Source organism: Lipingzhangella rawalii, from assembly GCF_031628175.1.
Taxonomy (GTDB): Bacteria; Actinomycetota; Actinomycetes; order Streptosporangiales; family Streptosporangiaceae; genus Lipingzhangella_A; species Lipingzhangella_A rawalii.
The window spans coordinates 1-26,861 of record NZ_JAVLVT010000014.1 but is presented as its reverse complement, the minus strand read 5'-3'; the positions used below and the strand labels follow the sequence as shown (position 1 = coordinate 26,861).

Below are 26,861 nucleotides of genomic sequence, written 5' to 3'. Positions count from 1 at the left end.
GGAGAGTCCCAGGAGTCCGTGTGGAATCCCCACCATCGTTGTCGTCCACCCCGCCGCTGTCCCGAGGGACGGTTGATCCCGCCGCGCACCGTCGCACGGATGAGGTGTGGCTCAAGGCTGCCTGGTCAGATCCGCGCACCCGGGTGTTGGTCCTGGAAGCCGGAGATCCGGGCACCCACGGTTGGCAGGCGCTCCAGACCCGGCAGTCCGTGGTCCGCGTATGGGACGGCCCCGCGGGTCCCGAGCTCGTGTTCCTGCCCCCGCAGGAGGCCCCGGCGGGAGAGTGGTACTTCCTGGGGCAGGACGCCGAGGAGCGCGCCTACATCGCGGTCCGGGTCCACCCCGGGGATCCCGCCGATACTGGCAATACTGCCGATGCCGCCGATGGCGCGGATCCGCACCAGGATGGCCCGTGGGTGAATCCCGCAGCGCGCCGGGAGGGAACCCGGCCGGCCTCCCTGCGCGCCGTGGGTCCGCTGCTCGGTGCCCGGGACTCCGGTCTCCTCACCCATGCCGTCGCCCTGGGGAACTGGCATGCCACCCACCAGTTCTGCCCACGGTGTGGGGCCGCAACCAGAGTACGGTCCGCCGGGCACGTCCGGCAGTGCACGGTCGACGGGAGTGAGCACTTTCCCCGACTCGATCCCGCCGTGATCATGCTGGTGCACGACCCGCAGCCGGACGTGGACCGCTGCCTGTTGGCACACAATCCACAGTGGCCCGACAACCGCTACTCCGTCCTCGCCGGATACGTCGAGCCGGGAGAGTCCCTGGAGCAGGCTGTGGTGCGGGAGGTCGCCGAGGAAGTGGGGGTTGCGGTCACCCAGCCGCACTATCTCGGTTCCCAGCCCTGGCCGTTCCCCCGCAGTCTGATGCTCGGATTCACCGCCCGCGCCGCGGGAACGACCCTGCGGACCGACCACACGGAGATCGAACGGGTGCGCTGGTTCACCCGCGCTGAGCTGGCCACGGCGACGCAGCAGGGCACGATTCTGCTGCCCGGGCGCTCCTCGATCGCTCGGGGCATCATCGAGCACTGGTACGGCGGTGCCCTGCCGGGCGAGTGACCCGAGCCCCGGTGCCCGGGCCGTCCGCCCACGGGATCCCGGATCGGCTTACGTCCGGGGAGCCTCGGTCACGGATCCCGGACGCGCCAGTTCGGGTGGAAGAGCAATGAGTGGGTCGTTGGTGCTGGATACCACCGAACGGGCCAGGTCGGCCACCTTGCGGCCACGGGCCCGCGCCGCCCAGCGCAGCTCGTTGAACGCCGTCCTGGGGTCGATGCGTTTGCGTTCGGCGAGGATTCCGATCGCCTGTTCCACGACCACCCGCGAGCACAGTGCGTGTTCGAGCTGGGCCACAGTGACGCGCAGACGCTCGGTCTCGCTGGCGTTGTCCTCCGCCCGGCTGGGGGCGGGACGGGAGCCGGGGCTGTCTTGCCCCGCCCCCAACAGATCGGCAAGCACCATGGCATTGAGGAGATCGGGCAGGTCGTCCTCACCGACCCGCCATCCGTCCGGGGTGCGACGGACCACGTGACAGCTGGCTGACTCCTCGGTGAGCGTGCTCGTCTCCGTCATCCACTTCCCAATCTCTGTGCTTGGCCCGGCCACGTGGGCTATTGCATAGCCAACCGTTGCTTCACCTCGGCCACCGACGGGTTGGTCAGCGCGCTTCCATCGGCGAACACGAGGGTCGGTACCGTCTGGTTCCCGCCGTTGACCCGCATGACATGGTCCGCGGACTCCGGGTCCTGTTCGATATCAACCTCGGTGACCTCGATGTTCTCCTGACGCAACTGCCGCTTGAGCCGGTGGCAGAAGCCACACCACGGTGTCGTGTACATCGTGATTCCGTTCATGGCGCCGTGTCCCTCCTGTCGATGCCTGCCCCCACCGGGGTTCACGTGCCGCGTGGCACGTCGATCGATGGCAACATCGTGCACGGCTCCGCACTTCCCGGATCACGTAATCCTTGCGTCGACTGTGACGTGGGCTGCGGCGCGCTCGGTTCCATGGTCCTGACCGGTGGCTGCACGTGCGCGTCGTGCTGCGGAGGGTGGTGCGTGGGAGTGCCGCTGAGCCTTGCGGGACTTGAGAGAATGGTGCGGTGCCGTACGGCCGGGCCGCCGCGGCGACCCGATGACCGCAAGCACCCCGGACGAGGGAGGCCAGGAGACCGGATGAACCCGGAGCGCGTGCTCGACGGGCTGGATCCCGAACAGCTTCAGGTGGCGCGGAGCCTCCACGGCCCCGTGTGCGTGCGCGCCGGTGCCGGCACGGGCAAAACCAGGGCGGTCACGCACCGGATCGCCTATGCGGTCGCGAGTGGTGTGGTTGCCGAACAGCAGGTGCTGGCGGTCACCTTCACCACCCGGGCCGCAGGGGAGATGCGTACGCGCCTACGCGCACTGGGTGCGCCACGTGTCCAGGCGCGGACCTTTCATGCGGCTGCCCTACGCCAGTTGTCCTACTTCTGGCCGCAGGCCGTGGGCGGACCACAGCCAACCCTGGTCCAGAACAAGGCTACCGGCGTCGGGCAGGCCGCCCGGTCCTGTGGACTGAACCTCGGACGGACGGAACTACGCGATCTGACATCCGAGATCGAGTGGGCAAAGGTCACCCAGACCCGTCCCGCCCACTATGAGGAGGTCGTCGCCGCAGCCAACCGCGCCACGCCACTGCCCCCACGGGATGTGGCCCGCGTCTTCGACGCCTATGAGGAGCTCTGCCGGGAGCAGAACCTGCTGGACTTCGAGTCACTGCTGGAGCTGACCGCCGGGCTACTCAACGATCGTCCCGACATCGCCGAGACGGTGCGGCGGCAGTACCGCTACTTCGTGGTGGACGAGTTCCAGGACGTGAACCCGCTCCAGAAGCTCCTGCTGGACGCCTGGCTGGGTGATCGCGACGACGTGTGTGTCGTGGGGGACTCCAGCCAGACCATCTACTCGTTCACCGGCGCCAGCCCTCGATTCCTGCTCGGCTTTCCCGAACGCTTTCCGCACGCCACGGTGGTGGAGCTGGTCCGTGACTACCGCTCCACCCCGCAGGTGGTTCATCTGGCCAATGAGCTGTTGCGCAGTCAGACCGGGACCAGCGGGGCGGGGCACCTGGAGCTGGTGGCCCAGCGGCAGCCGGGGCCGGATCCCGTGTTCCTGGAGTGTGACGACGAGCCGGCGGAGGCCGCCGCGGTCGCCAACCGGATCACCGCCCTGATGGACTCCGGAACTCCGGCCCGGGAGATCGCCGTCCTGTTCCGAACCAATGCCCAGTCCGCCACCTACGAACAGGCCCTCGCGGATGCGGGGGTGCCCTATGTGGTGCGTGGCGCTGCCCGTTTCTTCGAGCGTCCCGAGATCCGGCAGGCCGTGCACACGCTCCGTGGTGCCGGTAAGGCCGCCAGTACCGACGCCGAGGACCCGGACCTGGTCACCACCGTCCGGCAGGTGTTGGGGCCGCTCGGGATGACCGAGCAGCCGCCCGAGGGGCGACAGGCCCGAGAACGGTGGGAGTCCCTGGCGGCCCTGGTGCAGCTGGCCGAAGAGGTCGTGCAGGAGCACGGGCCCGCCGCCACGATGGCGACGTTCACTGCCGAGCTGGATGCCCGCATGGCCACCGAGCACGCCCCGGAGACACCCGGAGTGACCCTGGCTTCGTTGCACTCCGCCAAGGGGCTGGAATGGGACGCGGTGTTCCTGGTCGGCCTCACCGAGGGCACCATGCCGATCGTCTACGCCGAGGACGAACCCCAGATCGCGGAGGAACGCAGACTCCTCTACGTTGGGGTGACCCGTGCTCGGGAACATCTGTACCTGTCCTGGGCACTGTCTCGGTCTCCCGGCGGGCGACGGAACCGGACCCCCTCCCGGTTCCTGGACGGACTGCGCCCCGCCAGTTCCGCCGGCACCACCAGATCGTCGTCCAGGTCCCGCCCGGTGCGGGTGGAGTGTCGGATCTGTGGGGCAACCTTGGTGGAGGCGGCCGAGCGCAAGCTGCACCGGTGTTCCGACTGCCCCGCGGACTATGACGAGCAACTGCTGGAATGGTTGCGCGAGTGGCGCCGGGAGGTCGCTGTCGAGCAGCGGGTCCCCGCCTACGTTGTGTTCACCGACGCCACCCTCCAGGCCGTCGCCGAGCGGGCCCCCAGCGACTCCCGGCAGCTGGGGCGAATTCCCGGCGTCGGGGCTGTCAAACTGGAGCGCTACGGCTCGGCTGTGCTGGAGTTGTGCGCACAGGCCCGGCAGCAACGTTCAGCACACGCCGAGAGGAGCTAGCGGGTGGAAGACGTGCCGGAGGGGACCGGGTCCCAACAGTCCCTCGCGGAGCTGTTGGACATTCTCGATCTGGAGCGTATCGAGGTGAACATCTTCCGGGGGCGGAGTCCGGAAGGTGGCCCGCAGCGGATCTTCGGTGGACAGGTGGCCGGCCAGGCGCTGGTGGCGGCGGGACGCACGGTTCCAGAGGACCGCCCGGTGCACTCCCTGCACGCCTACTTCCTGCGTCCGGGCGACCCGACCGTTCCGGTCGTGTACAACGTGGACCGGATCCGGGACGGCCGCTCCTTCACCACTCGCCGGGTCACGGCCATCCAACACGGAAAGGCGATCTTCGCGCTGTCGGCCTCATTCCACCGCGCGGAGGCGGGGCTGGAGCACCAGGCCGCCATGCCCGACGTCCCCCCTCCGGAGGAGCTGCCCACCGCGCGGGAGCGCCTGACCCGCCTGTTCGACACGCTTCCGGCTTCGGTGAACTGGCATCCGATCGAACTTCGCCCGGTCGGCCCGTTGTCTGTGGAGACGGCGCACAACCCGGACCTCCGCAGCCAACAGAACCTGGTGTGGCTGCGGACGGAGCGTCCACTTCCGGATGACCCCCTGCTGCACGTCTGCCTGATGACCTACGCCTCCGATATGACCTTGCTGGACACTGTGGTGCGTGCCCACGGCCGGACCATGGACGATATCGCGATGGCCAGTCTCGACCACGCGATGTGGTTTCACCGGCCGTTTCGGGCCGACGAGTGGCTCCTCTACGCCCAGGACACGCCGCGGGCGAGCGGCGCACACGGTCTGGCGCGTGGCCTTGTGTACACCCGCTCCGGCGAGCTGGTGTGCTCGGTCGTCCAGGAAGGGCTGCTGCGGCTCTAGCCACCGCGCGCCGATCCGTCGTGCCCCGTAGCTCCACCTCGACCGCCCCGCACGGCCGTCACGCCAACGGGGCCGGGCACCGGAGCCGGCGCGCCGAACTGCCTGCGACCCGGCGCTGGCCACGGGCCAGCCGTGGCCAGCGCTACACCGTCATCGCAGGTCAAAAAATTTGTTGCCATTCCACGGTCGCCTATCTAAGGTGAGTTTCGTAGTTGACCGCGCCGCGCCCTGGACCGAGCTCCAGCGGTCGGAGCCGTAGGAGGTGTCCGCACGTGCTGATGATTTCGTACACCGGCACCCGAGTCCTCGACGGCATCGCGCGCGGCGCTTTCGCATGTGCAGGGTTCGTCCTCGGCCCAGTCCAGGATCGTAGCCTCGGCATGCTCGGCCGTCGCAGGAACCCCGGGCTGCTGCACGCAGTCCTGCGCCCGCACGGCGCGCTGGGGGCCTGTCCACGGAGCTGTTCGGCCTAACGGCCGGTATTCGACTTCGTGGCCGCGGTCCCCTGGCGGGGTCGCGGCCTCTTCGCTGATCTCCACCGAGTGTCGTTCCATCGGACGCTCGTCGCTCAGCCAGGTGCGCGACCCCCTGGATCCCAGATCCGCATGTCACGTCATACACATTGCGCAGCAGAACCAGGGAGGACACCGATGCTGGCGTCGGTCCTACAGGCCCCATGGCTGGAAGACGTCGAGGTCCCCTGTCGGCGGGAGCCCGACCTCTTCTTCGCCGAGGCGCCGACCGACATTGAGGCCGCGAAGACGTTGTGCGCCGACTGTCCCGTGCGACAGCAGTGCCTGACCGGTGCCCTGGAGCGCCGGGAACCGTGGGGCGTCTGGGGCGGTGAGCTTCTCGTCTCCGGCCAGGTCGTTGCACGTAAGCGTCCGCGCGGCCGGCCCCGCAAGAATCCTCAGCCGGTCGCGGCCTGAGACCAACCAATCCTGGCAAGCGAAGGAGTCGAACACGTGCTGTTCTACGAGTACGTCCAACAGTGCCGAGACGCAGAGCGGCGAGAGCGGGAGCACCGTAGGATGCAGGCCCGTCGGCGGCGCGTACTGGCGCGCGCAAAGCGCCTGGTGCAACAGAGGGAGCGTCCACCCAGACCGTGACGCTGCCCGACCGCCAACGGCCGGGCTGCGGGGATGGCCGAATCCGGCCATCCCCGCGGCTTTCCCGGGAATCAGAACAACAACACCGGCCACACGACTACCGGGCCTCGCCGGCGGCATGTGCCCGGCAGCACGGCGTCCAGTGCACCCCTGTGGTCGCCGGCCGGGGGTGAGCTACCTTGAGCGTGTGCCTGCCACCCCCGAAGTCGAGGTTCGTCGGAGTTCGCGACGGCGGCGCACCGTGTCCGCCTACCGCGAGCAGGACAAGACGGTGGTTCTGGTGCCGGCGAAATTTACCCCGGAGCAGGAGGAGCGCTGGGTCCAGCACATGGTGCGGCGTCTCGCCAAGCGCGAGCAACGTCGCAGCCCCAGTGAGCCCGAACTGTACCAGCGGGCCGCGGAGCTGGCCCGACGTTACCTGGACGGTGCGGTCCGGCCGCACAGTGTGCGGTGGGTCGATAACCAGCGAACGCGTTGGGGCTCCTGCACCCCTGCGGACGGCACCATCCGAGTATCCCGCCGACTCGTTGGGATGCCGTCCTGGGTGCTGGACTACGTGCTGGTGCACGAGTTAGCGCATCTCCTCGTTCCCGGGCACGGAGCGGACTTCTGGGAGCTGGTCCAGAGGTATCCGCGTACCGAGCGGGCACGGGGATACCTGGAGGGAGTAGCGGCGGCACCCCGCCTACACAGCTCGTGGGGCACCCGCCTCGACGCGGCTGGCACTGCCACCGACACCACCCATGCGAGCGCCAACGGGCACGATCCCCCGGGTGACCGCTAGGTCGCTGGCGGGCGCATGCCGGCGCCGGGGCCACGCCCGGTGCCCCGAGCGGCTGTTCCCGGCCCCAGGGATTGGCCGGCACACCCGCCACTCCGACCGCAGCCCCATCTCCACCTGACGCCCGGCACCCGTGCGTGGAGCGTTACCGAACAGAGCCGACGCCCGCCCCGGCCGCACGCACCCCGCACGGTTCGTCCCGCCGTCCCGGTGCGAGCGTCAGGACGTCGATCCTCCCGAGCCGTCCTCGCCCGGATCGGACTCCTCGGTGGATTCCGGTTCGGTGAGTTCGGTGATGTCGAGCCGGGCCGCATCCGCGTCGGACTGGCGCCGCACGAATGCCTCCGGATCGTCCAGGTCGTCTCCGGAGGGCAACAGATCGGGGTGCTCCCACAGCGCGTCCCGACCGGAGGTGCCCCGCGCCGCACCCAGGGAGCGCCACAACGTGGCCGCTTCCCGCAGGCGCCGCGGCCGCAGTTCGAGGCCGACGAGGGCGGCGAAGGTGTGCTCGGCCGGTCCGCCACTGGCGCGACGCCGTCTGATCGCTTCGGTCAGCGCCGCCGAGCTGGGCAGCCGCTCGGACACGGCACTGTCCACGACGACGGAGACCCAGCCCTCGATCAGCGCGATCGCGGTCTCCAACCGCCCCAGGGAGGCCTTCTGCTGGGGTGTTTCCTGCGGCTCGAACAGGCCACTACCGGTCCCCGGGTCGTTCAGGATCTCCTGGAGCGCCTGCGGATCGGACATGTCGATCTCGCTGAGCCGCTCCTCCAGGCCGCTCATGTCCACCGACATGCCGCGGGCGTACTCTTCGACCAGGTTGATGACATGGGACCGCAGCCACGGCACGTGACCGAACAGCCGGTGGTGCGCGACCTCCCGAGCGGCCAGGTACAACCGCACCTCATCCGCCGGGATTTCCAGACCGGATCCGAACGCAGCCACGCCCTGCGGCAGCAGTGCGGCGGTTCCCGCACCGGCAAGGGGCAGCCCCACATCTGTGGATCCGATGACCTCCCGTGCCAGGGTCCCGATCGCCTGCCCGGCCTGCTGGCTCACCAGCATGCCGCCCATCTGGCGCACCATGCCCAGCAGCGGCCCGGCCATGGACTGCATCTCCTCCGGCAGGCTCTGGCCCATCGACTCGACGATCCGAGTGGTCAGCGGCTCACAGAGCGCGGACCAGCTGGACATCGTGTTTTCGACCCACTCGGATCTGCTCCAGGCCGCCGTGGTGTGCACGCCGGAGGGCAGAGCCGCGACGTCGTCGAGCCAGAGGTCGGCAAGGCGTAGCGCCTCGCGGGTCTGCTCGCTCTCGCTGGCGCCGACACTGGGATCTCCCTGTTCAGCTGCGGCGTGTCGAGCGATATTGCGCGCCATGTCCCAGTTGATGGTGCCGCCCGGCTGGCCCTGACCTCCCGTCGACGTGGAACTGGCCTGCGACATCATGTCCGCGAACTGGCGCAGCATCTGCGCCATCTGCTGCGGGTCACCGAACGGGAACTGTTCGGAGCCGCCGGCGCCGGGGCCGCCCGTGCCGCCGTCACCACCCCCGGAGGCGGAGCCACCGCCCCCGCGTTGGGACTCGTCGTCGGGATCGGGCGGCATATGGAATCCGAAGGGCTGGTCACTCACGATTCGACCTCAGGCAGGATAGGAATGTCACCACACTGTCACGTTAACCGGGAGCCGCGGCGAGTGAGTACTGAATCCGGCGAGGTTCGCGCACAGCACACCGCGGCCGACCCACACCGCGTCGTGGCGGTTACCGGTGTGGCCCGTGGAGCCGGCCGTGCCCTGGTAGAACGACTGGCGGTGCGCGCACGTTCCGAGACCGGGCTCCGGGTGGTGGCGATCGATGCGCGGCAAGTTCCTCTCACGCCCGGGGCCGGCGACCACGTCGCCTGGCGCGCGGCCGATGTACGCAGCCCTTCCCTCGCGGGACGCCTGGGCGACGTCGACACCCTCGTCCATCTGGACGATGACCGCACGCTGGAACGTCCCGCCCCGGAGCGGCGCAGGTACAACGTCCGTGGTGTACAGACGGTGCTCACTGCGGCGGCCGCCAGCCGTGTCCGCCGGGTGGTCCTGGTGACCAGCACGATGGTGCACGGTGCCCATCCCGACAACCCCGTGCCGCTGCCGGAAACCGCACCCGTTCCGGCGGAGTCCGGACCGAGCCTGGCCGGTGACTTCGTGGAGATCGAGGAGCTGGCGGATGTGGCGCGTCGGGCCCACCCCGGCCTCCGCGTCAGTGTGGTCCGGCCGGCGCCACTGGTGGGGCCCGACATGGACACGCTGTTGACCCGCCATTTCGCCGCCTCGCGGCTGTTGACGGTGCGAGGATCTGCCCAGCACTGGCAGTTCTGCCACGAGGAGGATCTGGCCAGCGCCCTGGAGCACGTCATCCGCACGGGAGTGGACGGGCCGCAGGGGGCACTGGCGGTGGGATGTGCCGGGACACTGGACCACCCGCAGGTCGAGGGGATCACGCAACGCCGGAGTTTCGAACTGCCCGCGAATCTCATCTTCGGAACAAACCAACGTCTGCACCGCATGGGGGTGACCCCCGTTCCGGCCGCTGACCTGCGTTTCCTCGTCTACCCGTGTGTTGTGGACTGCCAGACCCTGCGGGCCAACGGCTGGGAGCCCGCGTTCGACAACGAGGCCGCGTTGCGGGAACTCCTGCCGGCGCACGGAGAAACGGCGCCAGCCGGGCGCGAGCTGGGGTCCAGGGACGGAACAACTGCCACCATCACCGCGGCCGGAGCCGCGGGTGCCGCGGCCGCAGTGATGGGAACCGCTGCCGCGGTGCGGCATCTGCGGAAGCGTCGCCGGGATAGCTAGGGCTTGGTTCTTGGGGTGGGCGCGAGGTTGGTCCTGGCCTGGCGGCGTCCACCCCGTGCCCGAGGGGATTGTGGTTGCGGTTATCGTCCGATCCGCGCGCGCCGTGGTGGCCGCCGGCGGCGTCGCGCCGTGGTGGTCCCTGGTGGTGTGCTGTTTCCGGGGGCGCTCCCCCGCACGACGGCCAGCGGTGGGGGTGGGGGCGGTGGCCGCGGGTGTGCCCCCGTCGTGGGGGCGCCGTAATCGTCTGGGCCACGGGCAGCGGGGATGGTGGGGTACGGTGATGGTTCACCCGCGGGTAGGGGGATGTGTTCCACGGCCACCGCATCCGCCCTCGTTGGGTGTCGTTCCGGGGAGTGCGTTCTCCCGGATAGCGGGATGCGTCTCAGGGCCACCGCATCCACGCTCGTTGGCCGTCGTGCGGGGGAGCGCCCTCAGGGCGCGACGCCGCCGGCGGCCGAGACGGTGCGTGCGGGTAATCGATCACCGCTAGCACGCTCCCTCGGAGGCGGGGTTTGCGGTGCCGAGCTGTGGCTTGGCTCGCCGATGGCAGGCACCTGGTCTCGGGGCGCCGCGGCGCCGGCGGGTGAACGATCTTCGCACCCCCCGGTGCCCGGTGTGGCCTGTGGCGTGGGGGAGGCCACGGTACTTCGCCGCGGATATGTCCCGGGGCATGCGGACCATTCTGGCCCCACCACTCGCGGGGAGGCGCGGGGATCGTGGTTGCGGTTATTGTCGATCCGCGCGCGTCGTGGTGGCCGCCGGCGGCGTCGCGCCCTGGGGGCGCTCCCCCGCACGACGGCCAGCGGTGGGGGTGGGGGCGCGGTGGCTGTGGGGGTGCCCCGTGGTGGGGGTGCTGTGGTCCGCGGCACGCCGGCCAGCGGGGGTGGGTGCGGTGGCCGCGGGTGTGCCCCCGTGCTGGGGCGCCGTGGTCTGCCGCACGACGGCCAGCGAAGTGGGGGAGCGTCGGCGGTCGCTGGGCTGGACGCCTGCGATGTGCTCCCCGGTGCCACGACGCGGATTTCCGTGAGTAGTGGGACCACCCGGGCCAGTCCGAACATTGGGCCGCACGGTCCGCGAGCCGCGCGGCTTGGTAACGTCACCAGCGTGGATTCAATCACCTTGGCTGGTCTCCGGGAGACCCCACTGTCCGTGGACGAGGTACTGACGGCGGTGCAGGACCCGCGGGCCGGGGGAACGGCATTCTTCATCGGTACGGTTCGGGATCACGATCACGGCCGCGGGGTTACGGAGCTGACCTACTCGGCGCACCCGACTGCCACCGCCACCATGCGTGCGGTCATGGAGCGGGTCGTCACCGAGGCCAACACCGAGGCCAACACCGAGGCCAACACCGAGGCTTCCTCGGGGGGGAATCCTGCCGGCGCCGAGGCGGGGGACGGGGGCAGCGCCGCGACCCGGCAGCGGCGGGTGTGGCGTGTGGCGGCCCTGCACCGGGTCGGTGAGCTGAGCATCGGTGACGCGGCCGTGATCGTGGCAGCTGCCGCGTCACATCGCGCCGAAGCCTTCGCGGTGTGCCACCGGCTGATCGACGACATCAAGGATCAGGTGCCGATCTGGAAGCACCAGCGCTTCATCGATGGCGGAACCGAATGGGTGGGTTCCTGCTGAGACCGGTGGATTCCGGGTTTCTTCCGCCGCGCCCGTGGCGCCGCACGGCGTCGCTGCTGTCAGTCCTCCTCCACCCCGCCTAGACTGCCGTAACGGGAAGGAGATGGGCGGAATCTTCCGACTTCGTGCCCGGCGGGTGGGAGATCAGCCCGAGTAGAGGTCTATGACGCAACGTTCAGGTGACGGTGACGCCGCTGCCGGCGGCAGCGGGACCTCCGAGCCGGCCGGCACCAGCCAGGCCCAGTCGTTGCTGGTTCGGCGAGGCTCGACCGTGTTGGTGACGGCGTTGGTGCTGGTGGCACTGACCCTGGCCAGTCATCAGCTTCCGGTGCCCTACCTGATCGCTTCTCCCGGGGTGTCCCTGAACACTCTGGGTGAGCAGGACGGGGATCCGATCATCGAGATCGAGGGTCGGGAGAACTTCCAGCACGAGGACGCCGGGCTGTCCATGGTGACGGTGCAGTACAGCGGGGGTCCGCAGCATCGGGTCAGTCTGCTGGCAGCCATTGGTGCCTGGGTGCGACCGAGCCTGGCGGTGCTTCCCGAGGAGGCGGTGTTCCCACCCGGCAGTACGGTCGAGGAGGTCACCGAAACCCAGAGCCTCCAGATGGACAGCTCGCAGCGTCTCGCGATCGCGGCCGCCTTGGACCAGCTGGAGATCCCCTACGACGAGTCACCGCTCGTGGCGGAGGTTTTTCCCGATATGCCCGCCACTGACGAGCTCGAACCCGGCGATGTCATCCGTGCGGTCGACGGTGCGGAGGTGGACACCCAGGCCGAGGTTGTGGAGCGCGTGTCGGCCCGGGAACCCGGTGATCCCGTGGAGATCACCGTGGTGCGGGCGGACGGCGACGTCGACTCCGTCGAGGATGTGGATGTCGGCGAGGGCGACCGGATCGACCTGACCCTGGACACCGTGGCGGCAGACGACACGGTGGAAGAGCGGCCCGAGGGAACCAGGGACGAAGACGAAGGCGAAGACACAGCCCCGGACGCGCGTATCGGGATCCTCGTCGAGAGCAAACTGGAGTTCCCGTTCGAGATCGATGTCAGTGTGGACGACATCGGCGGCCCCAGCGCCGGGATGATGTTTGCGTTGGGCATCATGAACCGGCTGTCCGACGAGGATCTCACCGGTGGGCACCACATCGCGGGTACGGGAACGGTTCAGCCACAGCTGCCCGAGGATGCGGAGGACCCGCAGGACCCGGAGGTCCGGGAGTGGCGTGTGGGGTCGGTCAGCGGTGTCGCCCAGAAGATGATCAGTGCGGAGGATCAGGGTGCCGACTACTTCTTCGTCGCCGAAGACAGCTGCCCGCAGACCGAGTCCTCCGCAGCCACCGACATCCAGGTTGTGTCCGTGACCTCTCTCGCCGATGCTGTTGCGGCCCTGGAGACCATCCGCACGGAGGAGGATCCCGACGGCTTGCCGAGCTGTTCGGACTGAGGGGCAGGTGGCCACACCGGCCACACCGGCGGCACCGGTGTGGCCGGTGGCGCCGGTGGGGCTTCTGAACGACCGCCCCTCAGTCAGCCTCCAGGGTGAGGGCGAGGGCGGAGGTGAGTCCGGGGATCAGCTCCCGACCGTTGAGGACGGAGTCCGCGGAGTCGTGGCTGCGCATCCGTAGCGCCGAATGGGTGCTGCCGTCGCGCAGCACCCCGGCCACCATGCGGACCTCCTCGCAGTTCTCGCTGGAGGGGTCAGCCGGCGTCTCGGTGTCCAGCGGATCGAGGGTTGCGTCCGAGCCACGGACCACGAGTCGCTCCATGACCATGGCGCATCCGGTCACCGCCTCCGGCCAGGCGAGCCGGCCCAGGACGTCCTCCAGTGACTGGTCGGTGGGGAGGGGATCCTGCTCCACAGGGGTGAGGGCGTCCGGCGGAACCGGTCCCTGAATCCCCAGGAGTTCGGCCACATGCGGCTCGCGTTCGACCAGGTCTGCGGTGGGCACGAGCGCGTAGAGCCGGATCGGCTGGTCCCATCCCTGTTCTGCGGAATGGCGCTCCAACTCCAGCACGAGGTCCTGAAGGATGTCGTCGGGGGGGTCCTGGTCGGCCCCGCTCCCGGCTCCGGGTTCGGGGTCGGCTGGGTGCTGCACAGTTCTCTCCGATCGGGTGTGCTGTGAAACGGGGGGTCCCCGTTGACTCTCCGCTTCGATCCTGCCATCAGGCGAGGCGGATATGCCCACTCCGGGTTCACGGCGAGTAAAGTCGAAAGCGGGAGTGGACGGTGCACCCAGGGCACCGTTGTGTATCGGTTCGAGACGTGGTCGATGCTGTCCTGACACCTTTCGGTGTGGGATTTCGGGAACCACGGCCGGCTCCAATAAGTTGCCCTGGCGAGGGGTGGGCTTCGACTCGCACCGATGCTCGGCACCGGTGACGGAGCTCGACCCCGTCGTGACGCTCCACAGCCGAGTGTCCGTCGCTACCCAGCCCAGGTACCAAGGAACGACGAGGGGGAGGCGTGAGCTTCCGAACGCCCGGCGCACCGAACGCGCGAAGTAACCGTCGGTCGCGACTGCTCGCGCCCGTGGCGGCGATCACTGTCGTGATCATCGCGGGGATCATGTTGGCCGCCAACTTCTGGACCGACTACAAGTGGTTCCAGTCCGTTGGTTACACCCAGGTCTTCACCACCGAGCTGATGGCACGCGGAATCATGTTCGCCGCGGGTGCGGTGGTCATGGCGGTCGTGGTCGGGGTCAACATCTACCTGGCGTACCGAACCCGACCCGCATTCCGGCCCTTCAGCCTGGAACAGCAGGGACTGGACCGGTACCGCGAATCCGTGGATCCGCACCGGAAACTGTTCTTCTGGGGGATCGTCGCCGGGCTTGCGGTGCTGACCGGCGCAACCGCCAGTGGCGACTGGCAGCCCTACTTGCAGTTCATGAACGGGGCAGGTTTCGGGGTCCAGGACGAGCAGTTCGGCATGGACATGTCGTTCTTCGTGTTCACCTACCCCTTCCTGCGCATCATCCTCGGATACCTGCTCGCCGCGCTGATCATCGGCTTCATCGCGGCCCTGATCACCCACTACCTCTACGGCGGAGTGCGGCTACAGACCCAGGGCCAGCGCACCACCGACGCCGCCCGGGTGCACCTGTCCGTCCTGCTCGGCGTGTTCATGCTGCTGCAAGCGGCCCGCTACTACCTCAACCGGTACGGGCTGGCGTTCTCCGAACGCGGGTACACCACCGGGCCGCACTACACCGACGTCAATGCGGTGCTGCCGGCCATGATGATTCTCGCCGTCATCTCGATCGTCTGTGCCGCCCTGTTCTTCGCGAACATCTACTTCCGCAACGCCATGGTCCCCGTGGCGAGCCTCGGCCTGCTGGTCCTCTCGGCGGTGTTGATCGGCGGCGTGTGGCCCCTGCTGGTGCAGCAGTTCAACGTCAACCCGAACGAGCAGCGGGTTGAAGAGGAATACATCCAGCGCAACATCGAAACCACCCGGTACGCCTACGATCTGGAAGACTCCGAGGTCACCCACTACGACGCGGCAACCGACCTCAGTGTCCAGGAGGTCGCGGACGAGTCGGAGACTATCCCCAACATTCGTCTGATCGACCCCAACGTGGTCTCCCAGACCTTCCAGCAGACTCAGCAGGTGCGTGGCTTCTACCAGTTCCCCGACGTTCTCGACGTGGATCGCTACGAGAACGAGGATGGCGAGAAGATCGACACGGTGGTCGCCGCCCGGGAGCTCTCCGGTCCGCCCGAGGACCAGGACCGCTGGCTGACCCGGCACCTGATCTACACTCACGGTTTCGGCATGGTGGCCGCCGCCGGAAACGAGCTCGACGTCGACGGGCGCCCGGTCTTCACCGAGTACGACATTCCGCCGCGGGGCGAACTCTCGGACGTCGCCGGCGAGTACGAACCGCGGATCTACTACGGACGTGAAGGCGCCGAATACGTCATCGTCAACGCGGAACCGGAATACGACCGGCCCGCCGACTCGGGTGAGACCGACATCACCACCACCGAGGACGAGGACGCGATCGACGACGGCACCAACGCCGAGAATAACGACGCGGACGAGCAGTCCGCTCCCACGGATGGCAACGGCGCCGACGGGGACGCGACCGACAACGGTGGGCAGGACGCCGACAACGGCGCGGAGGGTGCTGCCGAGGACGTCGCCGAAGACGAGATCGACTACCACTACGACGGTGACGGTGGTGTGCAGCTGAGCTCGTTCTTCGACCGGCTGCTGTACGCGGTCAAGTACCAGGAACCCCAGATCCTGCTGAACAACGCGATCCAGGACGAGTCCCGCATCATCTACGACCGGGATCCGCTACAGCGGGTGGAGAAGGTCGCGCCGTTCCTCACCGTGGACCGGCAGCCCTACCCCGCCGTCGTCGACGGGGACATGGTCTGGATCGTGGACGGCTACACGACCAGTAGCCACCTGCCGTACTCCACCCCGATCGACCTGGACGCGGCGACCACGGACGCAGTCACCGAGGGTGTGGGCGGCGTCGACGCGCTCCCCGCCAACCAGGTGAACTACATCCGGAACTCCGTCAAGGCCACCGTGGACGCCTTCGACGGCTCCGTCACGCTCTACGGCTGGGACGACGAGGACCCGGTGCTTGAGACCTGGGAGAATGCCTTCCCGGACCTCACCACCTCCTCGGAGGACATCAGCGACGAGCTGATGGACCATCTGCGCTACCCCGACGACATCTACAAGGTGCAGCGGGAGATGTTGCAGCGGTACCACATCACCGACGCGGGCGAGTTCTACGGCGGGCAGGACTTCTGGGAGATCCCGGACAGCCCCACCACGGACGCCGATGTCCAGGAGCCGGCCTACCGGCAGACCCTGCACTACCCCGGGGACGACGAGGCACGCTACTCCTTGACCTCGACCTACGTTCCGCGCGGGCGGGAGAACCTGGCGGCGTTCATGGCCGTGGACTCCGAACCGACCTCGGAGAACTACGGGACGCTGCGGATTCTCCAACTGCCCCAGGGGACTGCGATTCGGGGCCCCGGCCAGATGCAGAACGAGTTCCAGGCGGACTCCGACGTTCGGGACGTGCTGCTGCCCTTGCAGCAGGGATCCGAAGTCACCTTCGGTAACCTGCTGACCCTGCCCTTCGGGGATGGCCTCCTCTACGTCGAGCCGGTCTACGTGCAGGCCGAGGGTGGCGACCAGTCCTCCTACCCACTGCTCCAGCAGATCCTCGTTGGGTACGGCGAAGACGTCGGTATCGGAACGAACCTCCAGGAGGCGATCAACAACCTCATCGGTGAGGGTGAACTCGAGGTCGGCGGCACCGACGAGGAAGCCACCGAGGAGGATGCTCCGGAGACCGACATCATCGAGTCGGTGGACGACGCCCTGGCCGAAGCGGAGGAGGCCTACCAGGACGGTGAGGACGCCCTGGCCGAGGGCGACTTCAGCGGATACGGCGAGGCTATGCAGCGCCTGGAGGACGCGCTCCAGGACGCAGCCTCCGCGGCCGACAACGGCGACGACGAGGACACCGAGGACGAGTAGCCCCGAGGAGCGGCACACGATGAGGGGGACGGGCCACTCGGCCCGTCCCCCTCATAGCTGCGGATGGGGGTGGGAGCCCCGCAGCTGCCGAGTTGGTACTGTCGGCCCGTTCGCGCTAGGATTGCTACAGCAACGACGCGGGGTGGAGCAGTTCGGTAGCTCGTTGGGCTCATAACCCAAAGGTCGCAGGTTCAAATCCTGCCCCCGCTACGCGAAGAAGGGGCTGGTGGGTTCGAACCCACCAGCCCCTTCTGTGTGCGCATTCCGGAATCCGCCCGGTGTTCCCGACACCGGTGGGATCTGGGGCGCCTACTCCACCTCGAATCCGTCACAGGCCAGGAAGGTCCGTTCGCCCGCACCGTCGATGGACCACACCGCCGTGTACACGCCCGAGGGCACGTCCGACGGCTCCGGGTCGAAGTCCTCGGGGAAGTCCACATAGGTCCAGTCGTCCCCGGCCAGGGAACCGCCTGCCGTCACCCAGTCCTCGTCGTCCGGCAGGTACACCTCGACCTGCACACTGAGTTCCGTGTCGCCGCTGCCGCTCTGGTCCCGCAGGCCGAGCTCGACGGGAGGATCCTCGACCTCCACGCGCGGTGCGGAACTCTGCCAACTGCCCGAGACCACCGGGCTCTTGTGCGGGGAACACCGCATCGACTCCGGTTCGAACCGCAGCTCGGATCGATCCGGGGTCTGGCTCTCGGCTGTGTCCGTGTCGGCCTCGTCCGCCGCCTCGGCGACGATCTCTTCCTCGAGTTCGGCGATTCGGTCGTCGCCCGGGCCGGAACACGCCACCAGGAGCAGCGCACCGGAGCAGGCGAGCACGGGGAGCACGGGGAGCCGCTGTACGGGCATGGCTGGAGACACGCCAGGAAGAATACTACGCAGCGCCGATTCGGCGTGACCTCATGTGCCATCCACGGCAAACCGTCGTGGTGTCGGCCCACCGTTGAGTTGCGTCAACACGGAGTCGTGGAGTGTCCCGTTGGTGCACACGAGTGCTCCACCGTCGGTGAAGGACTGTCCGTCCAGCCCCGTGGCGCGCCCTCCGGCCTCCTCCAACAGCAGCGGCACGGGTGCCGCGTCCCACAGAGACAATTCCGGTTCCGCAGCGATGTCCACCGTGCCTTCGGCCACCATCACGTGAGACCAGAAGTCACCGTAGGCGCGGGTGCGCCACACGTCCCGGGTGAGGCTGAGAAAGGAACCGAGCCGGTCCTGTTCCTCCCAGCCGTGCAGGGAGGAGAACGACAGGGAGGCGTCCGACAGCCGCTCGACGCCGGAGACGGTGCAGCGGCTCGCCTTGGTCAAACTGCGTCCGCTCCAGGTTCCACCCCCGCGCGAGGCCCACCAGCGTCGGGTCAGGGCCGGGGCGGACACCAACCCCACGACAGGGGTCTCCCCCTCCAACAGGGCGATCAGGGTCGCCCACACGGGAACGCCGCGCACGTAGTTCTTGGTGCCGTCGATGGGGTCGACCACCCAACAGCGCCGACTGTGTCCCGTGTGTCCGTACTCCTCACCGAGGATCGCATCCCGAGGCCGTGCCCGGCTGAGCACACTGCGCAGGGCTTCCTCGACCGCGCGGTCGGCGTCACTGACCGGCGTGAGGTCCGGTTTCGTGTCCACGTGCAGATCCAGGGACCGGAACCGGCGCAGGGAGATGTCATCGGCCGCGTCGGCGAGGACGTGGGCGAGACGGAGGTCGTCATCAAAGTCCGCCATGGCGCGTAACGCTACCCGGTACTAGCCCCCGCGGGCAGTAGCGGGACGGCGCGCGTTGGGCTGCAATCCGGTCTCAATCCGTCGGCGCCCGGGCCGCAGGTGACCCTGGGGTGCCGCCGCGCCGGGAGACGTGCCGCAATCGGGGTGCACCGAGTTGCGGCAACGAGTGGTGTTTCGCCCCGATGATCTGCTTCCATAGCCGACATGGTCGAGATCGATCCAAACCGTATGCTGTGGCTGCTCTCCGCTCCGGAGCAGCTGCGTGTCTTTTCCGCGGTCGTGTTGGGGGCGAGTACAGCGGACGATGTCGCCGCGCGCGCGGAGGTGACGACCGGGCAGGCCTTGCGTTCCCTGGCGCAGCTCGCGGACGGGGGACTGGTCGAGCACCGGGCCGGTGCCGGCTGGTCGGTACGTCCACGACCGTTTCGGGACGCGGCCCGGTCCTCGGCGCGTCCATGGCGTCCCGCGGAGGATCGCTCGATCGCCGATTCGGTGGTTCTGGAGCGCTTTCTCCACAACGGGCGGATCACGACGATGCCCACCCAGCGCACAAAACGGCGGGTGGTGCTCGACTACGTCGCCCGGGCGTTCGAGCCCGAGGCCAGCTACCCCGAGCGGGAAGTCAACGCGCTGCTGCGCGAGTTCCACGAGGACTGTGCCGCGCTACGGCGCCAGCTGGTGGAGGAAGGATTCCTGGAACGCAACGGCCAGGTCTACTGGCGCACGAATGCCCTGGCCGGCGTGGAGTCCTGACCTGCCCCGGTGCCGCCGGAGCCAGCGCCGGTCACTCCTCGCCGGCGCGGCTGGCCAGGAGTCGACGGAGGGAGTCCACACGTGCGGCGTCGACCCGTCCCGTGGCGCGCCACGTGTCCAGGGCACATTCGGTATCGGCGCTGTGGGCACAGCCCGGGGGGCACTCTTCGATCGCGACCTCGAGGTCCGGGAACGCGGCGGTGATGGTCTCCGGAGCAACGTGGGCGAGTCCGAAACTCCGCACGCCCGGAGTGTCGATGAGCCACCCCTCCCGTAGAGGGAGGGCGATCGCCGAACTGGAGACGTGACGGCCGCGGCCTGTGACGGGATTAACGGTCCCTACCGCCCGGTCCGCCTCCGGGACAAGCCCATTGACGAGTGTGGACTTACCGACGCCGGAGGAGCCGACCAGAACACTGCATCGGCCCCGAAGCCGCTCGTAAAGTTCCTCGCGGCCGCTGGCTTCGTCACAGCGGGTTACGACGATGTCCAGGCCGAGTGGGGCGTAGTGGCGGGTCATGTCGGCGGGGGAGGTCAGGTCTGCCTTGGTCAGGCACAGCAGGGGGAGGAGACCTGCGTCGTAGGCCGCGACAAGGCAGCGGTCGATGAGCCGGGGTTGGGGAGCCGGGTCGGCGAGTGCGGCGACGATCACCATCTGGTCGGCATTTGCCACGATCACCCGTTCGCTGGGGTCGGTGTCGTCAGCGGTGCGTCGAAGGGCCGAACTCCGTTTCTCCACCCGCACCACCCGGGCGAGGGTGTCCGGCTCGCCGCTGAGGTCCCCCACCAGCGCGACCCGGTCTCCCACGACGATGCTGCCCCGGCCCAGCTCCCGAGCCTTCATCGCGGTGACGGCCCGGTCCCCGACCAGACACTGGTAGCGCCCCCGGTTCACGGCCGTCACCATACCGATACGGGCATCGGCGTGTTCTGGCCGGTTACGGGTCCGGGGGCGCGAGCCACCGCGGGCACGCACCCGCACGTCGTCCTCGTCGAGATCCCGGCTACGTCGCCGCATGCACGACCTCACCCCACAGCTCCGGAAAGTTCGGCATGGTCTTGCCCGTGGTCGCGATATTCTCCACGGATATCTCGGGCACAGCCAGCCCGAGGACGGCGCCCGACGTCGCCATGCGGTGGTCGTCATAGGAATGGAACACGCCACCGTGCAGCGGCCCGGGCTCGATCACCAGCCCGTCCTCCAGCTCGGTCACATTCCCACCGAGGCGTGTGATCTCCCGGGCCAACGCGGCGATCCGGTCGGTTTCGTGGCGACGCAGGTGGGCGATCCCGGTCAGCCGGGATGGCGTCTCGGCCAGCGCCGCCACGGCGGCAATCGTCGGGGTGAGTTCGCCGATCTCGTGGAGATCGGCGCTGATGCCCTGGATCGTGCCCGTGCCGTGGAGGGTGAGGCCGGCCGGGTCCCGGTGGACCGTGCCCCCCATCCTGGTGAAGAGTTCGGGAAGCACCGACCCGGGCTGCGTCGTATTTTCGGGCCAGCCATTGATGGTGACACGCCCGCCGGTGACCAGTGCCGCGGCCAGGAACGGTGCGGCGTTGGACAGGTCCAGCTCGACCGTGATCGCTGTGGTCCGCAGCGGCCCGGGGGCCACCCGCCACACGTCCGGAGTGTCCGTGACGACCCGGGCTCCCGCCTCCCGCAGCATGGCCACGGTCATGTCGAGGTGGGGGCGCGAGGGTACGGGCGCGCCCACGTGCCGAACCTCGACTCCCTGCGCGAACCGGGGGCCGCTGAGCAGGAGCGCGGAGACGAACTGGGAGGAGCTCGAGGCGTCGAGGGTGACCGTGCCCCCGGGAAGCTCGCCCCGGCCGTGAATCACCAGCGGCAGGGCTCCGCGCCCGTCGTCCACCACCGTGGCCCCGAGGTCGCGCAGTGCGGCAAGCAGCGGCCCCACCGGACGTTCCCGGGCGCGCGCGTCCCCGTCGAAGGTGACCGGTCCATCAGCGAGGGCCGCAAGAGGGGGAACGAAACGCATCACGGTTCCCGCGTTTCCCACGTCGACCGTGGCCGGCCCACGGGGCGGGTGTGGGGTCACGCGTAGATCCGTCCCTGAACCGGTCGCGGTGACCTCAGCGCCGAGTCTGCGCAGGGCCGCGGCCATGAGCTCGGTGTCGCGGCTGAGTAACGGGGCCCGCACAAGCGTGGGTTCGGTGCCCAGGGCGGCCAGGACCAGTGCGCGATTGGTCATGGATTTCGATCCGGGCAGACTGACCGAGGCGTCGACGGGCCGTCGGGTCGTAGGCGCGGACCAGTGCGGTGCGGTGGTGGCCATGGCTCCCAGGGTAGCGAGGGGGTGCGAGGTGACACAGCCGTGGCCGTACCGAGGCACGGTGACCGAGGCACGGCGTGGGCCGGGGGTGCGGTCTGCGACGATTCCCACATCGGGGGGTCTCCCCGGGACCGGGAGCGAGGGTGGAGGATACGTCGTGACAACAGGGCTGCGGGACCACCATTACGAGGTCGAGGTGCGGTGGACCGGGAACACCGGGACCGGAACCACGAGCTACCGGGACTTCTCCCGGGCCTACGAGATGCGGGCGGAGGGCAAGCCGGTCGTGGCCGGATCGGCGGATCCGGCCTTTCGCGGGGATGCCGCACAGTGGAATCCGGAGGAGCTCCTGATTTCGGCGCTCAGCGCCTGCCACATGCTGTGGTTCCTGCATCGTGCCGCTGCCGCCGGGGTGGTGGTCACCGAGTATCGGGATGCGGCGACCGGAACGATGTCGCTGCAACGCAGCGGCGCGGGCCAGATGACCGAGGTGGTGTTGCGTCCCGCGGTGACGGTGCGAGAGCCCGCCATGGTGGGCCGGCTCGCGGGGCTGCACGAGGAAGCGAACGAGCGGTGTTTCGTTGCACGCTCCGTCAGTTTTCCGGTCCGGCACGAGGGAACGGCCACGGTCGCCAGCTAAGGAGTGGTGCGCGCGGTCGACTCGGGGGAGGCCACCCCGGTCGGACCACCGGGGCTCCACCCACACGGGTGAGGCTGCCCGTGGTCGAGGTCCATCAGGTGGCAGGGAAATTCCGGGTTCCCACCGCCGGCCCGAGATCCTGGTCCGGGCACTGGCCCCCGCGCGCGCCGTGTTGGCCGCCGGCGGCGTCGCGCCGTGGTGGTCCCTGGTGGTGTTCTGTTCCGGGGGCGCTCCCCCGCACGACGGCCAGCGGGGTGTAGGGGGGCGGTGGTTGTGGGGGTGTCCCGGTGGTCGGGGTGCGGTGTTCTCGTGTGCGGTGGCGCGTGGGCGCGGTGATCGGGGTGTGGGGTGCTTCGGCGTGGCTAGGAAATCGCTTGCACGACGGCCAGCGGGGTGGGGTGGCCGTGCTCACGGCATGGTCAGCCAGGATTCTGTCCTGCACTGCATGGTCAACTCCGAACCTGCCCCACGCTCTATGGCCCGGGGCGCCCATCCACCGGAGCGTGGGGAGACCGCCGGGAACCCCTCCTTGCCCATTGGCAGTGGCGCCTGCGGATCGGAGATGGACCGCAAGCACAATCCCTCCCCCCGGGGGGCGGTGTGGCCCGGGTGTGCGTCGTGCTGCCGGGTGCATCCCCGCGGGGGTGCGGGGCTGCGGGGGCACCATGGTCTCCCACGCGCCACGGGGCACCGGGCAGAGGGGAGCGGTGATGGTTCACCCGCAGGTGCCGTGGCGGGGCTTTCGGGCACGACGGCCAGCGGCGGGCTGCGGGCAGTGTGGGCGGGTGCGCGTGCGCCTCATCCGCCCGCGATGGGCTCGCCGTTGGCGGCGTACACGACGGTGTGTTGGTCCTCCAGGTCGAAGAAGTCGTAGGCGCAGCTTACGATGGCACTGCCCAGTTCGTTGGCGCGTGGCGCTTCGGAACTGGGCAGGTCGGTGTGAATCTCCACCTCTCCGGTTCCCCCGAGGTTGTGGATCGCAGTCACCCGCGGCACCGCTTCTGCGGCAGCCGTCGCCGTTTCGTAGTCCTGGGCGAACGCGACGAATTCCGCACGTTCCTCCGGGCTGGCCGTCGTCCCCTCGGCGACTGTCGGTGCCGCCGGCTGGATCTCGGTGGCGGGGGTGTGGAGCAGTCGAGCCGTCAGCACCGCGGCGCTGCTCACCACCACCACGGCAATGACCGTGAGTAGGATCCAGCGTGCACCCATGATTCACCCTCATTCGCGCGCTGTCCGCTGCCGACCTCGATCGTGGCAGCCACGCTGCCAGGTGTAACGAATCAGGACAGCGAGGTTTTCCCTGTGTCGGCACTACGGTTGGTAAAACCTGGGGACGTCGTCTGGTTCGGGGACCCCGGGAGCGTTACCGCGGCCTGTCGGCGGGGGAGTCTAGGCTTACTCCTATGTGTGGTCGCTACGCGCAGTCGCGGAATCAGCATCAACTCCAGCTCGAGTTCGAGCTTGCGGTGCCGGAGGATCCGCCGCAGCCACAGCCTCGGTCCTGGCCGCCCCGCGAGGAGCTGCAACCGGACTACAACATCGCCCCGGGCAAGCACGTCTACGCCGTCCTGGGGCCGGCGCCCGGTGTTGCGGAGCCCGGACCTGGCGGGCCGCGCCACCTGTGCACTCTGCGGTGGGGACTCGTGCCGTTCTGGGCGAAGGACCCCAATGTCGGATACCGGATGATCAACGCGCGACGTGAGACCGTGGCGGATAAGCCCGCCTTCCGGGCGGCGTTTGCCAAGCGCCGCTGCCTGATCCCCGCCGACGCCTATTACGAATGGCAGCTGCTGCCCACGGACGCGCCTGGAACGAGTGAGCCCAGCACCTCGCCGGCCACGGATCCGGAGCATAAACAGCGCAAGGCACGTGCGCGTAAGCGGCCGTTCGCCGTGCGCTACAACGACGGGAGCCCACTCGCGTTCGCGGGCCTGTTCGAACGGTGGCGGGATCCGAACCGGGACGAGAACGACCCGCAGGCGTGGCTGTGGAGCTGTTCGGTCATCACGGCCGAGGCGGCGCCGGAGCTTGCCCACATCCACGACCGGATGCCGGTGGTGGTCGGGGCCGAGGACTGGCCGCTGTGGCTCAGTCCGGAGGCCACAGCATCGGAGCTGGGGGCCGTGCTGGAACGCACCCCGGCGTCGAAACTGGAGTCGTTCCCGGTGGGGACCGAGGTCAACAGTGTGCGCAACAACGGTCCGCACCTGCTGACGCCACTCTGGTCCGAGCCTGCCCAGCCGGGGGACGCACCGGGGGAGACCCTGTTCTGAGCCCGCACTCCGGTTGTCCACGGGCCGGTATGGATTCCGTGCCGCTGCTGCGGTTAGGGTGGCGGCGGCCCCGGTTGGGGCTGTTCGTCGAGATCGGCGAGCGCAGACAAACGAACATCACCCACGCGGGAGCTCGCGCCATGGCGGGCTGAGAGGGCGGCTGTCCCCCGAGGACCGGTGTCGCCGACCGCAGAACCTGTTCGGGTAATTCCGACGTAGGGAGGCATGCCGTGACGGCTCTTGACGACCGTTCTGTCCAACCCACGCTGACCACCGGCCCCATCATGGGGTCGACGAAGGTCTACGACACCGTCTCCTGCCCGGAGGGCGAGGTTCGGGTGCCGCGGCGCCGGGTTGGGCTTGCCAATGGCAGCCACATTGACCTGTACGACACGTCCGGACCGTACACGGATCCGGACGCGACCGTGGACCCGCATCAGGGCCTGACCCAGCTGCGTGCACCGTGGATCGCCGCTCGGGAGCCGGTGAACGGGGCGGTAAGTCAGCTCGCCTATGCGAAGGCCGGCCACATCACCCCGGAGATGCGCTTCATCGCCGCGCGCGAGGGCATGGATCCCGAGTTTGTTCGGGATGAAGTGGCCATCGGCCGGGCGGTGATCCCTGCGAACCGCTGCCACCCCGAGTCCGAACCGATGATCATCGGCAAGAACTTCCTGGTGAAAGTCAACGCCAACATCGGCAATTCGGCTGTCACCTCGTCGGTCCCCGAGGAGGTGGAAAAGATGGTGTGGGCGACCCGCTGGGGTGCCGACACTGTGATGGACCTGTCCACCGGAAAGCGGATCCACGAGACCCGGGAGTGGATCCTGCGCAATTCACCGGTGCCGATCGGTACCGTGCCGATCTATCAGGCCCTGGAGAAGGTGGATGGTGACCCCGCCAGCCTGACCTGGGAGATCTATCGGGATACCGTGATCGAACAGGCGGAACAGGGCGTCGACTACATGACCGTACATGCGGGGGTGCTGCTGCGGTACGTCCCACTCACCGCCCAACGCACGACCGGGATCGTCTCCCGGGGCGGTTCGATCATGGCAGCCTGGTGTCTGGCCCACCACCAGGAGAGTTTCCTCTACACGCATTTCGAGGAGCTGTGTGAGATCCTGCGGGCCTACGACATCACCTTCTCGCTCGGGGACGGGTTGCGGCCCGGATCCATCGCCGACGCGAACGACGAGGCCCAGTTTGCTGAGCTACGGACGCTGGGGGAGCTCACGCATATCGCGCGGGCCCACGATGTTCAGGTAATGATCGAGGGGCCGGGGCACGTGCCGATGCACAAGATCGCGGAGAACGTGCGCCTGGAGGAGGAGCTCTGCGGGGAGGCACCCTTCTACACCCTCGGTCCACTGGCCACGGATATCGCCCCGGGCTACGACCACATCACATCCGCGATCGGGGCGGCCCAGATCGCCTGGCACGGCACCGCGATGCTGTGCTACGTCACCCCGAAGGAGCACCTCGGACTGCCCAACCGGGACGACGTCAAGGCGGGGGTGATCACCTATAAGCTCGCCGCCCATTCGGCGGACCTGGCCAAGGGCCATCCACGGGCGCAGGAATGGGACGACACCCTGTCCCAGGCGCGTTTCGAGTTCCGGTGGAAGGACCAGTTCCATCTGGCCCTGGACCCCGAGACGGCCCAGGCCTATCACGACGAGACTCTCCCGGCGGAGCCGGCGAAGACCGCGCACTTCTGTTCCATGTGTGGACCGAAGTTCTGTTCGATGAAGATCAGCCAGGATGTGCGGGCCTACGCCGAGGAGCACGGCCTGTCCACGGTTGCTGCCATCGAGGAGGGCATGCGGGAGAAGTCGCAGGAGTTTCAGGAGCAGGGCAAGCGGGTGTACCTGCCCATCGCGGACGGCTAGCTGCCGCGGAGCGGGCAGGGACTACGGGGAACCGGCCCCGTCCCTGCCCGCTCCGAGCACCCCCGTGGCCGTTCCTTGCCCCCAACCATTGGGGGCCAACCCCGCAGGCCAGAACCACCGCAATCCCATCCCGACACGACGCCCCGGTGCCGAAACCACCGGGGGCACGTTCCGGAATCGGCCGCGGTGCGATCCACGCGGGTACCGCACGCGTTACGGGTGGGCACCTCCCTGGGCACTACAGCTAGTGC

At 68.8% G+C, this 26,861-nt stretch carries 22 protein-coding genes and 1 tRNA gene; 14 read left to right on the top strand and 9 right to left on the bottom strand.

The window, feature by feature from the left end; translation table 11 throughout:
* Positions 1 to 20 precede the first annotated feature (20 nt).
* Positions 21 to 1,067, top strand: a complete 1,047-nt coding sequence (nudC, locus tag RIF23_RS19875) for an NAD(+) diphosphatase (RefSeq protein ID WP_310914145.1) — start codon at positions 21 to 23, stop codon at positions 1,065 to 1,067.
* A 48-nt stretch (positions 1,068 to 1,115) separates the two neighbouring features.
* On the opposite strand, the gene RIF23_RS19870 is transcribed toward nudC, so the two are convergent.
* Both RIF23_RS19870 and RIF23_RS19865 read right to left on the bottom strand, forming a co-directional pair.
* A complete protein-coding gene (locus tag RIF23_RS19870; protein WP_310914144.1) occupies positions 1,116 to 1,580 on the bottom strand; it encodes an ANTAR domain-containing protein in 465 nt (154 codons plus the stop codon).
* 38 nt (positions 1,581 to 1,618) lie between these two features.
* Complete coding sequence (locus RIF23_RS19865; protein WP_310914142.1) at positions 1,619 to 1,861, bottom strand: mycoredoxin; 243 nt, start codon at positions 1,859 to 1,861, stop codon at positions 1,619 to 1,621.
* A 321-nt stretch (positions 1,862 to 2,182) separates the two neighbouring features.
* Here RIF23_RS19865 and RIF23_RS19860 point away from each other — a divergent pair, with 321 nt between their 5' ends.
* The 4 genes from RIF23_RS19860 (at position 2,183) to RIF23_RS19845 (ending at position 7,042) form a co-directional block, all read left to right on the top strand.
* Positions 2,183 to 4,276 (top strand): ATP-dependent DNA helicase UvrD2, encoded by a 2,094-nt coding sequence (locus RIF23_RS19860; RefSeq protein WP_310914141.1) that lies wholly within the window; start codon positions 2,183 to 2,185, stop codon positions 4,274 to 4,276.
* A gap of 3 nt (positions 4,277 to 4,279) precedes the next feature.
* A complete protein-coding gene (gene tesB, locus RIF23_RS19855) occupies positions 4,280 to 5,149 on the top strand; it encodes an acyl-CoA thioesterase II (RefSeq protein WP_310914140.1) in 870 nt (289 codons plus the stop codon).
* 650 nt (positions 5,150 to 5,799) lie between these two features.
* On the top strand, positions 5,800 to 6,078 hold the full coding sequence (locus RIF23_RS19850; protein WP_310914139.1) for a WhiB family transcriptional regulator: 279 nt from the start codon (positions 5,800 to 5,802) through the stop codon (positions 6,076 to 6,078).
* A gap of 367 nt (positions 6,079 to 6,445) precedes the next feature.
* The gene (locus tag RIF23_RS19845) at positions 6,446 to 7,042 is read left to right on the top strand and encodes a M48 metallopeptidase family protein (protein ID WP_310914153.1); all 597 of its coding nucleotides are present in this window, start codon (positions 6,446 to 6,448) and stop codon (positions 7,040 to 7,042) included.
* A 216-nt stretch (positions 7,043 to 7,258) separates the two neighbouring features.
* Here the strand turns inward: RIF23_RS19845 and RIF23_RS19840 are convergent, their stop codons facing one another.
* Positions 7,259 to 8,674 (bottom strand): zinc-dependent metalloprotease, encoded by a 1,416-nt coding sequence (locus RIF23_RS19840; protein ID WP_310914138.1) that lies wholly within the window; start codon positions 8,672 to 8,674, stop codon positions 7,259 to 7,261.
* 63 nt (positions 8,675 to 8,737) lie between these two features.
* On the opposite strand from RIF23_RS19840, the gene RIF23_RS19835 reads away from it, so the two are divergent.
* The 3 genes from RIF23_RS19835 (at position 8,738) to RIF23_RS19825 (ending at position 12,962) form a co-directional block, all read left to right on the top strand.
* On the top strand, positions 8,738 to 9,886 hold the full coding sequence (locus RIF23_RS19835; protein WP_310914137.1) for an NAD-dependent epimerase/dehydratase family protein: 1,149 nt from the start codon (positions 8,738 to 8,740) through the stop codon (positions 9,884 to 9,886).
* 1,104 nt (positions 9,887 to 10,990) lie between these two features.
* Complete coding sequence (locus tag RIF23_RS19830; protein ID WP_310914152.1) at positions 10,991 to 11,515, top strand: molybdenum cofactor biosynthesis protein MoaE; 525 nt, start codon at positions 10,991 to 10,993, stop codon at positions 11,513 to 11,515.
* Between the two features lie 163 nt (positions 11,516 to 11,678).
* Entirely contained in the window at positions 11,679 to 12,962 is a 1,284-nt protein-coding gene (locus RIF23_RS19825) for a YlbL family protein (RefSeq protein ID WP_310914136.1), read from the top strand.
* A gap of 79 nt (positions 12,963 to 13,041) precedes the next feature.
* Here the strand turns inward: RIF23_RS19825 and RIF23_RS19820 are convergent, their stop codons facing one another.
* Positions 13,042 to 13,614 carry a PPA1309 family protein gene (locus tag RIF23_RS19820; protein ID WP_310914135.1) on the bottom strand — a complete coding sequence of 191 codons (573 nt, stop codon included), beginning with the start codon at positions 13,612 to 13,614 and terminating at the stop codon, positions 13,042 to 13,044.
* Positions 13,615 to 13,982: 368 nt separating this feature from the next.
* On the opposite strand from RIF23_RS19820, the gene RIF23_RS19815 reads away from it, so the two are divergent.
* Together RIF23_RS19815 and RIF23_RS19810 are read left to right on the top strand one after the other, a co-directional pair.
* Complete coding sequence (locus RIF23_RS19815) at positions 13,983 to 17,036, top strand: UPF0182 family membrane protein (RefSeq protein WP_310914134.1); 3,054 nt, start codon at positions 13,983 to 13,985, stop codon at positions 17,034 to 17,036.
* Positions 17,037 to 17,172: 136 nt separating this feature from the next.
* A tRNA-Met gene (locus RIF23_RS19810) sits at positions 17,173 to 17,246 on the top strand.
* 99 nt (positions 17,247 to 17,345) lie between these two features.
* Here RIF23_RS19810 and RIF23_RS19805 read toward each other — a convergent pair.
* Together RIF23_RS19805 and hisN are read right to left on the bottom strand one after the other, a co-directional pair.
* A complete protein-coding gene (locus RIF23_RS19805; RefSeq protein ID WP_310914133.1) occupies positions 17,346 to 17,891 on the bottom strand; it encodes a hypothetical protein in 546 nt (181 codons plus the stop codon).
* Positions 17,892 to 17,942: 51 nt separating this feature from the next.
* Complete coding sequence (gene hisN / locus RIF23_RS19800) at positions 17,943 to 18,761, bottom strand: histidinol-phosphatase (RefSeq protein WP_310914132.1); 819 nt, start codon at positions 18,759 to 18,761, stop codon at positions 17,943 to 17,945.
* Positions 18,762 to 18,965: 204 nt separating this feature from the next.
* Between hisN and RIF23_RS19795 the strand changes: the two genes are divergently transcribed.
* The gene (locus RIF23_RS19795) at positions 18,966 to 19,514 is read left to right on the top strand and encodes a DUF2087 domain-containing protein (RefSeq protein WP_310914131.1); all 549 of its coding nucleotides are present in this window, start codon (positions 18,966 to 18,968) and stop codon (positions 19,512 to 19,514) included.
* Positions 19,515 to 19,545: 31 nt separating this feature from the next.
* On the opposite strand, the gene rsgA is transcribed toward RIF23_RS19795, so the two are convergent.
* Both rsgA and aroA read right to left on the bottom strand, forming a co-directional pair.
* A complete protein-coding gene (gene rsgA / locus RIF23_RS19790; protein WP_310914130.1) occupies positions 19,546 to 20,532 on the bottom strand; it encodes a ribosome small subunit-dependent GTPase A in 987 nt (328 codons plus the stop codon).
* Entirely contained in the window at positions 20,519 to 21,808 is a 1,290-nt protein-coding gene (aroA, locus tag RIF23_RS19785) for a 3-phosphoshikimate 1-carboxyvinyltransferase (protein WP_310914151.1), read from the bottom strand. Before aroA ends, rsgA begins: the two co-directional genes overlap by 14 nt.
* A gap of 154 nt (positions 21,809 to 21,962) precedes the next feature.
* Between aroA and RIF23_RS19780 the strand changes: the two genes are divergently transcribed.
* Complete coding sequence (locus RIF23_RS19780; RefSeq protein ID WP_310914128.1) at positions 21,963 to 22,445, top strand: OsmC family protein; 483 nt, start codon at positions 21,963 to 21,965, stop codon at positions 22,443 to 22,445.
* 798 nt (positions 22,446 to 23,243) lie between these two features.
* Here RIF23_RS19780 and RIF23_RS19775 read toward each other — a convergent pair.
* Positions 23,244 to 23,654, bottom strand: coding sequence for a hypothetical protein (locus RIF23_RS19775; RefSeq protein ID WP_310914127.1), 411 nt, complete (start codon positions 23,652 to 23,654; stop codon positions 23,244 to 23,246).
* A 194-nt stretch (positions 23,655 to 23,848) separates the two neighbouring features.
* Between RIF23_RS19775 and RIF23_RS19770 the strand changes: the two genes are divergently transcribed.
* Positions 23,849 to 24,718: an SOS response-associated peptidase gene (locus RIF23_RS19770; protein ID WP_310914126.1), complete on the top strand. Its 870-nt coding sequence runs from the start codon at positions 23,849 to 23,851 to the stop codon at positions 24,716 to 24,718.
* A 230-nt stretch (positions 24,719 to 24,948) separates the two neighbouring features.
* A complete protein-coding gene (thiC, locus tag RIF23_RS19765) occupies positions 24,949 to 26,610 on the top strand; it encodes a phosphomethylpyrimidine synthase ThiC (protein WP_310914125.1) in 1,662 nt (553 codons plus the stop codon).
* The last annotated feature ends 251 nt before the right edge of the window (positions 26,611 to 26,861 follow it).